Origin of the sequence: Neobacillus sp. PS3-12, assembly GCF_030915385.1 — a bacterium.
Taxonomy (GTDB): Bacteria; Bacillota; Bacilli; order Bacillales; family Cytobacillaceae; genus JAEVLT01.
The window spans coordinates 4492418-4506440 of record NZ_CP133268.1; the positions used below are offsets into that span (position 1 = coordinate 4492418).

General features: G+C 39.1%; 13 protein-coding genes and 1 pseudogene. 12 read left to right on the forward strand and 2 right to left on the reverse strand.

Features of this window, described 5'->3' with window-relative positions; translation table 11 throughout:
* Positions 1–12: 12 nt before the first annotated feature.
* Both RCG17_RS22670 and RCG17_RS22675 read left to right on the forward strand, forming a co-directional pair.
* Positions 13–969 carry a hydroxymethylglutaryl-CoA lyase gene (locus RCG17_RS22670; protein ID WP_308172302.1) on the forward strand — a complete coding sequence of 319 codons (957 nt, stop codon included), beginning with the start codon at positions 13–15 and terminating at the stop codon, positions 967–969.
* Between the two features lie 186 nt (positions 970–1155).
* Entirely contained in the window at positions 1156–2589 is a 1434-nt protein-coding gene (locus tag RCG17_RS22675) for an aldehyde dehydrogenase family protein (protein WP_308172303.1), read from the forward strand.
* 281 nt (positions 2590–2870) lie between these two features.
* Here the strand turns inward: RCG17_RS22675 and RCG17_RS22680 are convergent, their stop codons facing one another.
* Positions 2871–3605 carry an IclR family transcriptional regulator gene (locus RCG17_RS22680; protein WP_308172304.1) on the reverse strand — a complete coding sequence of 245 codons (735 nt, stop codon included), beginning with the start codon at positions 3603–3605 and terminating at the stop codon, positions 2871–2873.
* Positions 3606–3953: 348 nt separating this feature from the next.
* Here RCG17_RS22680 and RCG17_RS22685 point away from each other — a divergent pair, with 348 nt between their 5' ends.
* The 3 genes from RCG17_RS22685 to RCG17_RS22695 all read left to right on the forward strand — a co-directional run bounded on the left by RCG17_RS22685 (position 3954) and on the right by RCG17_RS22695 (position 7651).
* Complete coding sequence (locus RCG17_RS22685) at positions 3954–4808, forward strand: sugar phosphate isomerase/epimerase family protein (RefSeq protein WP_308175924.1); 855 nt, start codon at positions 3954–3956, stop codon at positions 4806–4808.
* 278 nt (positions 4809–5086) lie between these two features.
* Positions 5087–6430, forward strand: coding sequence for an RNA-guided endonuclease InsQ/TnpB family protein (locus RCG17_RS22690; protein ID WP_308172305.1), 1344 nt, complete (start codon positions 5087–5089; stop codon positions 6428–6430).
* A 345-nt stretch (positions 6431–6775) separates the two neighbouring features.
* Positions 6776–7651, forward strand: a complete 876-nt coding sequence (locus tag RCG17_RS22695) for a shikimate dehydrogenase (protein WP_308172306.1) — start codon at positions 6776–6778, stop codon at positions 7649–7651.
* A gap of 474 nt (positions 7652–8125) precedes the next feature.
* Here RCG17_RS22695 and lexA read toward each other — a convergent pair whose 3' ends face one another.
* Positions 8126–8749, reverse strand: coding sequence for a transcriptional repressor LexA (gene lexA / locus RCG17_RS22700; protein WP_308172307.1), 624 nt, complete (start codon positions 8747–8749; stop codon positions 8126–8128).
* 153 nt (positions 8750–8902) lie between these two features.
* On the opposite strand from lexA, the gene RCG17_RS22705 reads away from it, so the two are divergent.
* The 7 genes and pseudogenes from RCG17_RS22705 (at position 8903) to RCG17_RS22735 (ending at position 13741) form a co-directional block, all read left to right on the forward strand.
* Positions 8903–9229: a cell division suppressor protein YneA gene (locus RCG17_RS22705; protein ID WP_308172308.1), complete on the forward strand. Its 327-nt coding sequence runs from the start codon at positions 8903–8905 to the stop codon at positions 9227–9229.
* Positions 9230–9252: 23 nt separating this feature from the next.
* The gene (locus tag RCG17_RS22710) at positions 9253–9903 is read left to right on the forward strand and encodes a YneB family resolvase-like protein (RefSeq protein ID WP_308172309.1); all 651 of its coding nucleotides are present in this window, start codon (positions 9253–9255) and stop codon (positions 9901–9903) included.
* Between the two features lie 127 nt (positions 9904–10030).
* A complete protein-coding gene (locus RCG17_RS22715) occupies positions 10031–10261 on the forward strand; it encodes a DUF896 domain-containing protein (RefSeq protein WP_308172310.1) in 231 nt (76 codons plus the stop codon).
* Positions 10262–10428: 167 nt separating this feature from the next.
* Positions 10429–12435: a transketolase gene (gene tkt / locus RCG17_RS22720; RefSeq protein ID WP_308172311.1), complete on the forward strand. Its 2007-nt coding sequence runs from the start codon at positions 10429–10431 to the stop codon at positions 12433–12435.
* Positions 12436–12589: 154 nt separating this feature from the next.
* A complete protein-coding gene (locus RCG17_RS22725; RefSeq protein ID WP_308172312.1) occupies positions 12590–12877 on the forward strand; it encodes a putative quinol monooxygenase in 288 nt (95 codons plus the stop codon).
* A 135-nt stretch (positions 12878–13012) separates the two neighbouring features.
* Positions 13013–13452 (forward strand): annotated as a pseudogene (sirA, locus tag RCG17_RS22730) (sporulation inhibitor of replication protein SirA).
* A gap of 73 nt (positions 13453–13525) precedes the next feature.
* The gene (locus RCG17_RS22735; RefSeq protein WP_308172313.1) at positions 13526–13741 is read left to right on the forward strand and encodes a YneF family protein; all 216 of its coding nucleotides are present in this window, start codon (positions 13526–13528) and stop codon (positions 13739–13741) included.
* The last annotated feature ends 282 nt before the right edge of the window (positions 13742–14023 follow it).

Below are 14023 nucleotides of genomic sequence, written 5' to 3' on the forward strand. Positions count from 1 at the left end.
AGGAGTGGTTCGATGAGTTTTTCAACCGACATCAAGCTGCCATCCAAGGTGGTCATTTGCGAAGTAGCACCACGAGATGGCTTTCAAGCTGAAAAAGAATGGATCCCAACAGAAACGAAATTAGAGATCATTAAAAAATTAGCGACCACTGGGATCCAATCAATGGAAATTACTTCTTTTGTTCATCCAAGAGCCATTCCGCAACTGAAGGATGCAGAAGAAGTAGTAAGGCAATCACAGGAACTGACAGGGATTAAATTCCGCGCCCTTGTTCCAAATGCAAAAGGGGCACAGCGTGCGATCGATGCGGGCATTAAGAAATTAAAACTGATGCTATCCGCATCAGACTCTCATAGTCTCTCAAACGCAAATTGTCTCACAAAAGAAGCAATGGATGGCTTTGCACCCATTATCGAGTTAGCTGATCAGCGTGGGGTAAAAGTTGGCGGCTCCATTTCCGTAGCATTTGGCTGTCCCTATGAGGGAATTGTTCCAATTGAACGGCTCAACATGATTGTGGAACGTTACATTGCCTATGGAATTGAAGAAATCTCACTGGCCGATTCAACTGGGATGGCTAATCCAAGGCAGGTTTACAACTCTGTAGGACAACTAAGAAATAATTTTCCAGATATGACATTCACGATGCACTTGCATAACACAAGAGGAATGGCCATATCTAATGCGTTTGCAGCGATGCAGCAAGGAATTATCTATTTTGACAGCTCGATAACGGGATTGGGCGGCTGTCCATATGCACCTGGCGCAACAGGAAATGTGGCAACAGAGGACCTTGTTCATACCTTATCTGAAATGGGAATTGAAACGGGCATCAATCTAGACACGCTAATCAATGTTGCCAAGGATGTTAGACAGTTGATCGGGCATGATGGCGGAAGTTATATGCTGCAGGCTGGACCATGTTCACAATTACATGTGGCACCAAAAGAGCAGCTAAAGCTTGGATAAAACAGCAAGGATATAGAATCCCGTTGATAATATGTTGAATCAATTAGTAAAGATGTAGAATCCGACTGAATTGATGTAGAAACATTCAGCAAAGATGTAGAATCGGAAATCTTAGATCGATCCAACTCCAATCACTATTTTAGTACTTAATAAATATATATTTTCAAATTTTAGGAGGTAATAATTTTGTCATCAACAACCGTTAATAAACCAAAAGAATTAACACCAGAACAAAAAGCTGTACTAGATGAAACATTTGAAAAAGCGCAAAAAGCGTTTGAAGTAATTAAAGACTACAGCCAAGAACAAGTAGACCGCTTAATCCAAGCAGTTGCCTGGGCTGTTGCCAATAAAAAGACGTTTGAAAAGATTGCCGTTATGGGTGTGGAAGAAAGCGGCTTAGGTGATCCCGTTAACCGTGTCGGCAAACGGATGAAAATTCGTGGTGTTCTTAGAGATGCATTACGCCAAAAGAGTGTTGGTTTGATCGAAGAAATCCCTGAAAAAGGCATCAAAAAATATGGCAAACCAGCCGGGATTATTGCCTCTTTAATTCCAACAACGAACCCAGAACTAACACCAGCAGTTACTGCTATTTATGCGATTAAAGCTCGGGACGTGGTGATCTTCAGTCCACATCCACGTTCAAAAGGGACTTCTAACGAAGTCGTTCGTTTAATGAGAGAAGCGCTTGAAAGAGAAGGCGCACCAGCTGATATTCTGCAATGCCTGCCAATGGTAAGCAAAACATTAACAACTGAATTAATGGCTCGTGCTGATTTAGTGATGGCAACAGGCGGCCAAGATATGGTTCGTGCTGCATATAGTTCTGGTACTCCTGCCTACGGCGTAGGAAAAGGGAACGCAACTGTGATCATTGATGAAACAGCTGATGTAAAAGATGCAGCTCATAATACAATGTTAAGTAAAACAAAAGACTTTGGTTCTGGCTGTTCTGCAGATGGTAACCTAATCATCCATGAATCCCATTATGATCAAATGATCGAACAGCTTATTTTAGAAGGCGCATATTTAGCAAGCACCGAAGAAAGAGAGAAACTTCGCGTCGTTATTTGGGATGAGGAAGGACATCGCCTGCCAGATACTGTGGCGATTTCTCCACAAAAACTTGCGCAAGCAGCTAGCTTCAGCATCCCTGAAGATCGCAAATTCATCATGGTCATTGGTGATGGAGTCGGCAAAGGGAAAGTATTTGCCGATGAAAAATTAACAACTTTAGTTACTCTTCATAAATATGAAGGCGACTTTGAAAATGCCCTGAAAGTGGCTGAAGGTGTATTTGAAAATGGCGGAATTGGTCACTCTTGCGGAATCTATTCATTCAGTGAAGAACATATCAATCGTTTAGGTGAGTGGGGTCCATTTAGCCGCATCATGGTTCGCCAGCCAAACTCCATCGGTAATGCTGGTTCCTTTACAAACGGCATGCCGCAAACTTCTTCCATGGGCTGCGGTACTTGGGGCGGAAACGCTACATCTGAAAACGTTTCGCTTAAACATTATATGAATACAACTTGGGTATCCACACCGATCCCTGAAGACAAACCATCTGATGAAGAATTATTTGGAGAGTTCTACGACCCTGAATTAGAAAAGTAATTTTAAACTCAAAAAAGACACAAAAGTTTAGACTGCCTTTTGTGTCTTTTTATCTCGATTTAGCTTTCATAGGAATAAGGAATGAGAAACAACACCAAAGCGCCTGTTATGATGCCTGATCTCAGGAAAAAACTAAGAGAAACGGCACCAAAGCGCCTGTATGATGCCCGATCTCATGAAAAAGGAAAGAGAAGCGGCACCAAAGCGTCATTCTGATGCCCAATCACATGAAAAAACCAAGAGAAGCAGCATCATACCATCTCAGGATTTTGCTCCATTCATTATAAGTAGCCCATTTTTGAAGAAATAAGAGCCGCTGATTCTTTCACGAGCTTTTGGTATCTTTCGCGGTTTTCCTGGTTAAACCTGCTTGTTGGTCCTGCGATCGAAAGGGAAGCCTCCACATTGCCATTGATAGTAAAGATAGGTGAGGAGACAGCAGAGGAGCCAACAACCTCCTCGTCAATGCTATAGCAAGAATGGTTGATTCTAATCTCACTTAATTCGTTTAATAAATTAGGTGTTGGATGTGAAGCTGTTGCGATAACAGAGTGAATAAAGGGTTCATCCTGGAAGGCAAGAATCGCTTTGCCGCCGGCACCCGCCCATAAGGGATAATTTTCGCCAATGTTAACGGTATGGCTGATATTATTTAAGCCGCCTAACTGATCAATACAGATTCTATGGACGTCCCTTAAAATATATAGATTAATGGTTTCTTTCGTTTCGTTTCGTAATTCTTCCATAATCGGTTTGGCGATTGTTCGTAAGTCAATCGATTCACCAGCTAGATGACCCAAGTAAAAGATTTTTTTTCCAAGTTTGTACCTAAGGGTTGACGCATCTTTTTCTAAGTAGTCATTTAGCTCAAGGGTAGCTAAAAACCTGGAGGTAGTGGATGCAGGGAGGCCAACTTTTTGTGAGATTTCAGTAAGATTTAAATAGGGTTTTTCTTTCGTAAAACAATCGATAATATCTAATGCCCTTTGAACGGTTCTAATTCCTTCTTGTTCCATTGATTTTTAATCTTCCTTCTTAAAATATTTTACGGTAATTGAATGGTTTTCCACTGGATGAAAAAACTTACTAGTATCCTACCGCAATTACCATACACAATCAACCTTTTTTATACATGTTTTTTGAACAATGAAAACAATTTTTATTTACCGAAAACATTAAAACCGTATACATTATATAATAAAATAGCATTATATTCCATTGAATGAAAACAATTTTTATTTGGCGGAAATTACTTGTCCGTTTTTACAGAAATATTGATCCGGTATTTTTTCTATTAATCTTTAAAAAAGTCACCATTTAGTATTTGTACAGGACAAAGAATGAAAAAATAAGGAGGAGTAATGATGAAGAAACAATATTCACTAGCTTATTTAACAATCCTTGGCTGTCCACCACCAGAGATGATCAACATCGCAGCTAGAACAGGTTATGATTTTGTCAGCTTGCGCCCAATTTATATGGGGTTGCCAGGGGAGCCTAATTTTTCATTATCCGATAATAAAGAATTGATGAAGCAAACGAAAGCAGCACTTTCCGAGACAGGAGTTAAACTTCTTGATATAGAACTTGCAAAAATCTTTGATGGTGTTGATCCAAAAAATTATCTGCCTGCTATGGAGTCAGCAGCAGAGCTTGGTGGAAAACATGTGCTCAGCAGTATCTGGACGGATGACCGTAATTTTGCGATCGAGCGCTTTGCCGAACTTTGTGAGTTAGCCAAACCATTTGGCCTTACAGTGGAGTTAGAGTATGTACCAATTGCCAGCGTTAAAAATCTTTCAGGTACACTGGATGTACTTCAAATGGCAAAGCAGGATAATGCCGGTTTAATGGTTGATATCCATCATTTCCATCGTGCAGGGGACAAAGTAGAAGATTTGGATGCTGTACCACGTGAATGGTTACGCTTCTTACATCTATGTGATGCAATTAAGGACATTCCTGCTTCAATGGATGAAATGACCCGCATCCTCCGTGAGGAACGTTCTTATGTTGGTGAGGGCGGAATTGATGTTGCAAGTATTGTGAATCGGATTCCAGAAATCCCATGTTCGATTGAATTACCAAACCTAAAGCGTGTTCAGGAGTATGGTTTTGAGGAGCATGCTCGCCGCTGCTTACAAACAGCGAAGGAGTATTTTGATCAACATCCCAGAGAAGAGAATAAAATGGAAACTAAAAAATTAGCATTAGTTTAAAAAAATTAGATCGATCTTACTACCAAAAGACACAAAAGAATTGTATACTATCTTTTGTGTCTTTTTATTTATCCTTTCCGGCAAGAAGACTCCCTCTGATTTGTGTTACGGGCGAAGCCCAACAATTCAGGTGGAGATGAATTGCCGTAAGCTGATAGGCTGAACTCTTTTTAATTCAAAAAACTTCTTTTTTAAGAGCAAATGTTCGCTTTTTCCTTCCTGTCTAACATATAATTAGGTATAGAGCATAGGATTCAGCCAGAAAGGTGGTGAACACAATGACCAGAAAAAAAGCGGTTATGGTATTACGTAAACAAAAGAAAACTGAAAACATTCAACGGTTCACTCAGAAACAGAATATTGGACGAGCGAGCCTTACGGCTAAAGAATATCGTCTACTTCAACGTATGTCACATAGTTCAAAGGCACTTCGAAATGTGGGATTGTACACCATCAAACAAAGCTATTTGAACACTAAAAAGATTGCCACTATAAAAGAAGTGGACGCTGCTATGCAAGCGGATATAAATTATTGGGGCATTCAATCCAACTCTGCACAAGCTATTCGCAGAACATTGTTTTCTGATGTGAAGAGTTTTTTTAAAGCATTGGAACTGTGGAAGAAAAGTCCCGAAAAATTTACTGGTCGACCCAAGTTTCCGAAGTATTCTGGCTCTACTGAAAAACGGATCATCGAAATCTATCAAGTTCCGAAAGTTGATCATGATGGGTACTGGACGATTCCTATGAACGTTGAATTCAGAAAACGGTTTGGCTCGATCAAAATTCGTATGCCTAAAAATTTGTTATGCAAAAAAATCTCCTACATTGAAATTGTACCCAAGCAAAAAGGTCGGTTCTTTGAGGTGCATTACACATATGAAATGCAAATCCCTCAAATGAGGAAGCAACCAACGACCACTATTAACGCTTTAAGTTGCGATTTAGGTGTAGATAGATTATTAAGTTGTGCAACAAACAAAGGGGATACGTTCTTGATTGATGGTAAAAAGTTAAAGTCAATCAACCAATACTTCAATAAAACGATCAGTAATCTGCAACAGAAAAATAGTAACAACGGGATTTCAAAACGGATCGCAACTAACTCTACAGCTAAACTTTGGAAAAAGCGTGAAAGCCAAATCAACGGTTATATCTCGCAAACTATAGGTTTATTGTTCAAAAAGGTAAACGAATTAAACATTGATACAATTGTTGTCGGCTACAACGCTGGATGGAAACAAGAGTCCAATATGGGAAAAAGAAACAATCAGAAATTTGTTCAAATTCCATTTAATAAGCTAAGTTTAGCAATCGAAAACAAATGTTTGAAAGAGGGGATTCGTTTTGTGAAGCAGGAAGAAAGCTATACATCAAAAGCGAGTTTTCTTGACAGAGATGCGATTCCTATTTGGTCGAAGGACGATAAAACAAACTATCATTTTAGTGGAAAACGGATAACTCGAGGTCTTTATCAAAGTAAAGCAGGACAATGTATCCACGCTGACATTAATGGTGCGTTGAATACATTGCGAAAATCAGGAGTTGTAGAATTGGACGAAAAACTCCATGTTAAAACTCCATTCCTTTTAGAAGTGCAAAAACGTAAGGCTACTGCTTAGTGCATAGCTTAGTGGGTGCGTCAACCATCCATGTGTACTCGACTTGTCGGGGCTTGTAGCACACGCCAGAACAATCTGAGTGGTGGCTTCTTCAGCACGGAAGAACTGCTCTTTTTCCAAAGGGTGGTGCAAGTGGGAAAACGATCGTTCGTCGTTAGTACCAACCAAAAAAAGTGTTTGGGGAGTGCTTAATAGTGCTTGCGACTCAGAGCGTCACTCGTTTTAATAGAAAGCGAAAAGACCTGAGTGGCAAACCTAAGCCCCCACTGAAACAGGAACCGTAAGGTTCTCAGTGGAGGTACGTTGACAAATAGAAGTATTTAAAGCAACTAGGAGGTCTTTTGCTTGTCAGACCAAGGACGAATAGATGGCAAAACACAATTAATAGGCTTAATCGCAACACCGATTGGACACTCGTTATCGCCAGCGATGCACAATATGTCCTTTCGTAAATTAGGTCTCAACTACGTATACCTTGCCTTTGAGGTGGGGAATCAACAATTGGCAGATGTTATAACAGGATTTCGCGGGCTCAAACTTAGAGGTTTTAACGTTTCCATGCCAAACAAAACAAAAATATTACCTTATTTAGATGAAGTAACACCAGCGGCAAGGTTCATTGGTGCGGTTAACACGGTTGTCAACGAGGATGGTAAATTTGTTGGCTATAACACGGATGGAGTCGGTTATGTGCGTGGTTTAAAGGAAAATGGTGTTGATATAGAAGGAAAGAAAATGACATTAATCGGTGCTGGCGGTGCAGCATCAGCGATCGCAATTCAATCTGCGCTCGACGGTGCTTCAGAAATACACATTTTCAACCGTAATGATGAATCATATGCTCATGCTGTGAAAAATGCCGATCTGATCAATCATGAAATAGCAGGCAAATGCAAAGCAACTGTTCATCCTATAGAGAACGAAGAGCTTCTGAGAGCCTCGATTGAGGATAGTGATATTTTAACGAATGCAACGGGAGTGGGGATGAAACCACTGGAGGGCCGTAGTATCATTCCAGATGCATCATGGCTTCATCCAGATTTAGTGGTATCTGATGTCGTATACATCCCAAGAAAAACAAAATTACTTGAAATGGCTGAATCAGTCGGCTGCAAAGCGATCAATGGCCTGGGAATGATGCTTTGGCAAGGCGCAAAAGCATTCGAAATGTGGACAGGCCACGAAATGCCTGTTGAATATGTGAAAGAACAAATGTTTTAATGTGGTATACATGAAAAGTGTTAAATATTCCACTTCTCGAGGAAACTAAGAGAGAAGTGGAAAGAAGAAGGGTCAAATATTCCACTTCTCCAGGATAACGAGGGAGAAGTGGAAAGAATAAGAGCTAAACATTCCACTTCTCAAAGAAACCAAGCGAAAAGTGGAAATAACCCCTCATGGTCACCGAATTTATTTAAAATGCATCAGACTTTGCTTTTAAGGATCATCGATTTATGGGAAAAATGTAAGTATGACAGTTAACAGAACGAATCGAGCTACCCAAGCCATTCTCTCCATTATAAAGGTCCCCCTTTAAAAAAATTCCTGTCTACGATAAGAATAAGCTCAAAGTATTAAAACTGGATGAAACAATTGTTAAGTTTTGCTAAAATTTTTAAACGCCAAAAAAGCACTCAAACGAGTGCTTTTTCCATGAATCTATTAAAATGCAAAAACACAAAATGGACAATGGTGTTAATGGATATGACGATAGACACCGATTACTTTTCCAAGGATGGATACATTCCGCAAAATGATGGGATCCATGGTGGAGTTTTCAGGCTGAAGACGAAAATAATCTTTTTCTTTGAAGAACCGTTTGCAGGTTGCTTCATCTTCCTCCGTCATCGCAACAACGATATCCCCGTTGTTTGCCGTCGCTTGTTGTTTGACAATGACATAATCTCCATCAAGAATACCCGCTTCAATCATACTTTCTCCCATGATTTCAAGCATAAAGACATGCTCATCTGCAGGAGCCAATCGTTCAGGAAGAGGGAAGTACTCCTCAATATTCTCGATCGCAGTGATCGGAAGGCCGGCCGTTACTTTACCAACAACAGGTACGTTGATCACATTGTTCCTTGGAATTTGTGCATTCTCATCAACTTCCAAAATTTCGATTGCCCGAGGCTTTGTTGGATCACGTCTGATAAGTCCCTTGCTTTCTAATCTTGATAAATGCCCATGAACAGTGGAACTGGAGGCTAGTCCAACGGCTTCACCAATTTCGCGAACGGACGGTGGATAACCCTTTTTCTTTACTTCACTTTTTATGAAATCAAGGATATCCTGTTGTCTTTTCGATAATTTTGTCATAAGGATGCACCTCGTTTGGTTTTTATTAACTTTAGTATAGCATGTCACCCATTTTTATACAAACATTAGTTCGAAGAAATAGTTGACACAAAACAAACGTTCGGACTATAATGAAATCAAATAACGAACATACATTCTAAATGAGGTGCTGACATGAAAAAATTGTGGAATCACTATTCATATGCTATTATTTTGATCCTTATAAGTTTATTAACTTCATTGGTTTTTTCGATTCGATTCGATACGTTTCACCAAAAACAATATGTAACTGTAACTGTTTCCCAGGGAGATACTCTCTGGAAAATTGCAGACAATTATTTAGAAAACCAATCCCTTTCAAAGGTTGAATTTGTTGATTGGGTTAAAACACATAATCAAATAGATGAGGACCGGATTTTTCCAGGGGAAAAAATTATGATTCCGATCAGCAGCAATTCACAGCCGACAAATGATGAATTTGCAAGTGCTGTCGAAAAATAATCACTACGAAAGGTAGTCTGAAAATGAAAGCAGTGATCTACTGTCGGGTAAGTACAACAAAAGAAACACAGGAAACATCTTTGGAGCGGCAGGAACTTGAGTTGGTTCAACTTGCGAAGCAAAATCAATTAGAAATCGCAAAAGTAATTAAAGAACAAGCAAGTGGATATGAACTGGACCGTGATGGCATTCTTGAATTATTAGACATGGTAAAAGATCATACCGTTCAAGCGGTGTTAATTACTGATGATACAAGACTTGGAAGAGGAAATGCCAAAATCGCCTTGCTGCATTGTATATTAAGAGAAAATGCAAAACTATATACCATAACAGATAACGGAGAGCTTCAGCTTTCAGAATCTGATTCGATGGTTTTAAAAATTGTTGGGATTGTCGAAGAATACCAGCGAAAGCTACATAACATTAAAATTAAACGTGGAATGAAACGTGCGGTTAGTAAGGGATATAAACCAGAGCGGAATCTGAAAAATTTAGGAGAAAGCTCAGGTAGAGACAAGATTGAAGTACCGATTGAAGAAATTGTCCGCCTAAGAAGAAATGACTTAACTTTTGCGGAAATAGCTGCCACCTTACGAGGATTTGGGTATCAAGTATCTAAAGCCACAGTACATAGAAGATTTCAAGAGTATCAGGATTCAATCGAGGAAGACTGACTTACACAACGGGGCAAGCCCTCTTGGTTTTACGAGCAAATTCGATAACTTGTCAGATGTACACTTTTCTAGTAAAATCAGATGTCATATTGAGCATTTGATTTGTACTTGAAGGGGGGTATACAAAATGCTTTCTAAGGAAAAACTCGCTCGAATAAATGAGCTTGCCAAAAAGGCGAAGCAATCAGGATTATCGGAAGCCGAAGCAAAAGAACAATCAAAATTACGAAGTGAGTATCTTGCCACATTCCGTTCATCCATGGAAAATACACTTACGAATGTAAAGGTAATTGACCCATTAGGAAATGATGTTACACCAGAAAAAATAAAAAAGATCAAAAAGAATAGACTCCACTAGGGATACAACATAATTTGTATTCCTTTTACATATGTTCTGTTTTCATTGTATAAAATAAAAAGAACGTGTTTTTTGTCTAATTTTATACGTATTTGTTGTATAAATTGCAGTTGAATTATAATATTAAGTTTGAAGTTAATAACCAGGGTTGAGAAAGGATGTAAATCATGTTTAATAATATTGATGCATTATCCGTTACATCAATTCGCACGCTTGCAATCGATGCGGTTGAAAAAGCAAATTCCGGTCATCCAGGTATGCCAATGGGAGCAGCCCCAATGACTTATACACTATGGACTCGTTTTATGAACCAAAATCCAAAAAATCCAAAGTGGTTTAACCGTGACCGTTTTGTATTATCTGCTGGACATGGTTCCGCATTGTTATATTCAATGCTCCATTTATCCGGATTTAATCTTTCCATTGAAGATTTAAAACAATTCCGTCAGTGGGGAAGTAAAACTCCTGGGCATCCGGAATACAAACATACAGAAGGCGTGGAGGCAACAACTGGACCACTTGGCCAAGGAATTGCAATGGCTGTTGGGATGGCAATGGCTGAACGTCATTTAGCAAGTGTTTATAACAAAGAGAATTTTGATGTTATTAATCATAATACATATGCTATTTGTGGTGATGGTGACCTAATGGAAGGTGTATCTGCCGAAGCTGCTTCACTAGCAGGACACTTAAAACTAGGCCGATTGGTTCTTTTATATGATTCAAATGACATTTCTTTAGATGGTAATTTGGCGCAATCCTTCTCTGAAAGTGTGAAGGAACGCTTTTTATCCTACGGCTGGCAATACCTTCGTGTAGAAGATGGAAACAATCTTGAGGAAATTGCCAAAGCTATTGAAGAAGCAAAAGCTGATTTGGATCGTCCTACAATGATTGAAGTAAGAACGGTTATTGGATATGGCTCACCAAATAGAGCTGGAACGTCAGGTGTACATGGTGCTCCACTTGGTGCTGAAGAATTAAAGCTTACAAAAGAGGCTTATAAATGGTCGGAAGAACCATTCCAAGTCCCTCAAGAAGTTTATGATAACTTCCATAAACTAATCGTTGAAGCGGGCGAGAAGAAAGAAAAGGAATGGAATGACCTATTCTCTCAATATAAACAACAATACGCTGATTTAGCGAACCAGCTTGAAGCTGCAATCAAGGGTGAGCTTCCAGAAGGCTGGGATAAAGATATTCCAGTTTACAGCGAAGGGAAGAGCCTTGCATCACGTGCATCATCTGGTGAAGTACTTAATGCAATTGCGAAAAACTTGCCATTCTTCCTTGGTGGATCTGCCGACCTTGCCGGATCTAACAAAACGAACATTAAGGGTGCTGGGGACTTTATGCCTGGTGGATCCTTTAATGGAAGAAATATTTGGTTTGGCGTACGTGAATTTGCGATGGGTGCAGCTATGAACGGCTGGGCACTTCATGGTGGAGTGAAAATTTTTGGCGGAACATTCTTTGTTTTCTCTGATTATTTACGCCCAGCTATTCGCCTTGCTGCCTTGATGGGACTTCCTGTCACATATGTATTTACACATGATAGTATTGCTGTCGGCGAAGACGGTCCAACACACGAGCCTGTTGAACAGTTGGCTGCTTTAAGAGCAATGCCAAATGTATCGGTGATCCGTCCAGCAGATGGAAATGAAACAGCGGCCGCTTGGAAGCTGGCTGTCCAATCAACCGATAAACCAACAGCACTTGTTCTAACTCGTCAGAACTTGCCAACGTTAAAGGATACAGATAAAAATGCTTACGATGGCGTATCCAAAGGGGCATATGTGGTTTCTCCTGCTGGAAAAGACACAGCAGATGCCCTATTGCTTGCAGTTGGTTCAGAGGTAAGCCTGGCAGTAGAAGCACAAGCAGAGTTGGCAAAAGAAAATATTCAAGTTTCCGTTGTCAGTATGCCATCATGGGATCGCTTTGATGCTCAACCAAAAGAGTACAAAGAGACAATTTTACCAAAAAATGTGAAAAAACGTCTTGGGATTGAAATGGGTTCATCATTTGGCTGGCATAAATATGTTGGTGATGAAGGTGAAGTCCTTGGCATCGACACATTTGGGGCATCTGCACCAATGGAGAAAGTCTTGCCAGAGTATGGTTTCAGCGTAAGCAACGTAGTAGCTCGGTTAAAAGCGTTATTAAGTAAATAAGCTGTTCTTAAAAAATGACTATCAAAGCAATAGATTTGATAGTCATTTTTGTATACCAAAGGCTGTGTAAAAGGTCATTGATGATTTTTTAACCCTGGAGTGGAAATCAACAGGCAAATTTAACACAGCCATGCCAAAAAGAGGAGGCTATAAAATGATTAAAGTCGTTTCAAAAGCAAAACTGAAACAAGGCGTAAATATCGAAGAATATTTAACAATAGCTAAAAAGGTAATCGAAGAAACAAGAAAAGAACAAGGATGTATTTCTTATGTTCTATTCCAAGATCTTCAAGATCCATCCATTTTAACAATGCTGGAAGAATGGAAGGATGAAGCTGCGATCAACCAACATGATCAGAGCGACCATGTATTGACATTGGTACCGGAGTTAAGAAAAATGAGAGAGAGTACGGAAACTCATCGATATCGGGAATTGTATTAAATCCAATTTCAAATATTCAAATATATTGTAAGTGATTCGACAATAATAGTTATAGTTTTCGCCACGATAAGACAGACGTTTCAAGATTGCTTTTTTATAATAAATAAAAGAGAGTCTTCGGAAAGGGAGATTGTGGTGAGAAACTATCAGCTATACTTAATAGAAGATGAATTTGCCGCCCATTACTTCGGAAAAGAGCGAATGTTTTTTCAGCTTTTTCAGGAACATGAACAATCAACCGGGAGCTTAAAGATATTACACAAAAGCAAATAAACTATATATCAAAACCATTGCAGGTTTTAAAGATACATCAATTGCTCCAAAAACAGCTTGGAAAGGTACGTGGTTTTAAGGAAGATCATGGCATATATATAATGGAACTAAGTGGAAAACTTAGTACAGCCTATCTTAAAGTACTAGAAAATAAGCTATTAGTAAAAGCGAGCGGCACATTTGAAGCCGAAACGGTTTTCTTCGAAGTCTTGCGAAAAAGTGAAGCATCCTTTTTAGCGATCGACATAGAACATTTTAGGTTTGGATGGTTGAAACCATATAAAGAAAGAAAATTAATCTAATTTAAAGCAGATATTGTATTGTGGCGCGGATTTTAGTACACTGTATGTTAGACATATGTAAGGAGGAAGTCTGATGGTTGTTACTATTACCGTGGGTATTATAGCATTAGCTGCTGGTATAGCTCTTGGATTTTTCATCGCTAGAAAGTATATGATGGACTATCTAAAGAAAAATCCGCCAATTAATGAACAAATGTTAAAAATGATGATGACGCAAATGGGAATGAAGCCGTCTCAGAAGAAAATTAACCAAATGATGAGCGCCATGAATAAACAAGGCGGCAAATAATACATTTTGCCACATGGTGTAACTGATTGAATATGAGATTTTTTATGATGGACAACCTTTTATAAGTTGAAACGATCATCAAAGCTAAAATGCTTAATCCATTTTCATATCACAAACCCATCTTATCTGTTGGAAACGACAGATAAGATGGGTTTTTTTGATGCTTTTGATCTTCTTTTTCAAAACATATTTGTGAATATTTTGTTAACTAATTAGAAATCAATTTTTAGTTCTATAGCATTTGTTTACAGACAATATTTCGAAGATTATAATTATTTTAAG

Bases quoted from the DNA above. Each gene is read 5' to 3' on its own strand.
- RCG17_RS22670 (WP_308172302.1), top strand. From the start codon at position 13: ATGAGTTTTTCAACCGACATCAAGCTGCCATCCAAGGTGGTCATTTGC.
- RCG17_RS22680 (WP_308172304.1), bottom strand. From the start codon at position 3,605: ATGGAACAAGAAGGAATTAGAACCGTTCAAAGGGCATTAGATATTATC.
- RCG17_RS22685 (WP_308175924.1), top strand. From the start codon at position 3,954: ATGAAGAAACAATATTCACTAGCTTATTTAACAATCCTTGGCTGTCCA.
- RCG17_RS22690 (WP_308172305.1), top strand. From the start codon at position 5,087: ATGACCAGAAAAAAAGCGGTTATGGTATTACGTAAACAAAAGAAAACT.
- lexA (WP_308172307.1), bottom strand. From the start codon at position 8,749: ATGACAAAATTATCGAAAAGACAACAGGATATCCTTGATTTCATAAAA.
- RCG17_RS22705 (WP_308172308.1), top strand. From the start codon at position 8,903: ATGAAAAAATTGTGGAATCACTATTCATATGCTATTATTTTGATCCTT.
- RCG17_RS22710 (WP_308172309.1), top strand. From the start codon at position 9,253: ATGAAAGCAGTGATCTACTGTCGGGTAAGTACAACAAAAGAAACACAG.
- RCG17_RS22715 (WP_308172310.1), top strand. From the start codon at position 10,031: ATGCTTTCTAAGGAAAAACTCGCTCGAATAAATGAGCTTGCCAAAAAG.
- tkt (WP_308172311.1), top strand. From the start codon at position 10,429: ATGTTTAATAATATTGATGCATTATCCGTTACATCAATTCGCACGCTT.
- RCG17_RS22725 (WP_308172312.1), top strand. From the start codon at position 12,590: ATGATTAAAGTCGTTTCAAAAGCAAAACTGAAACAAGGCGTAAATATC.
- RCG17_RS22735 (WP_308172313.1), top strand. From the start codon at position 13,526: ATGGTTGTTACTATTACCGTGGGTATTATAGCATTAGCTGCTGGTATA.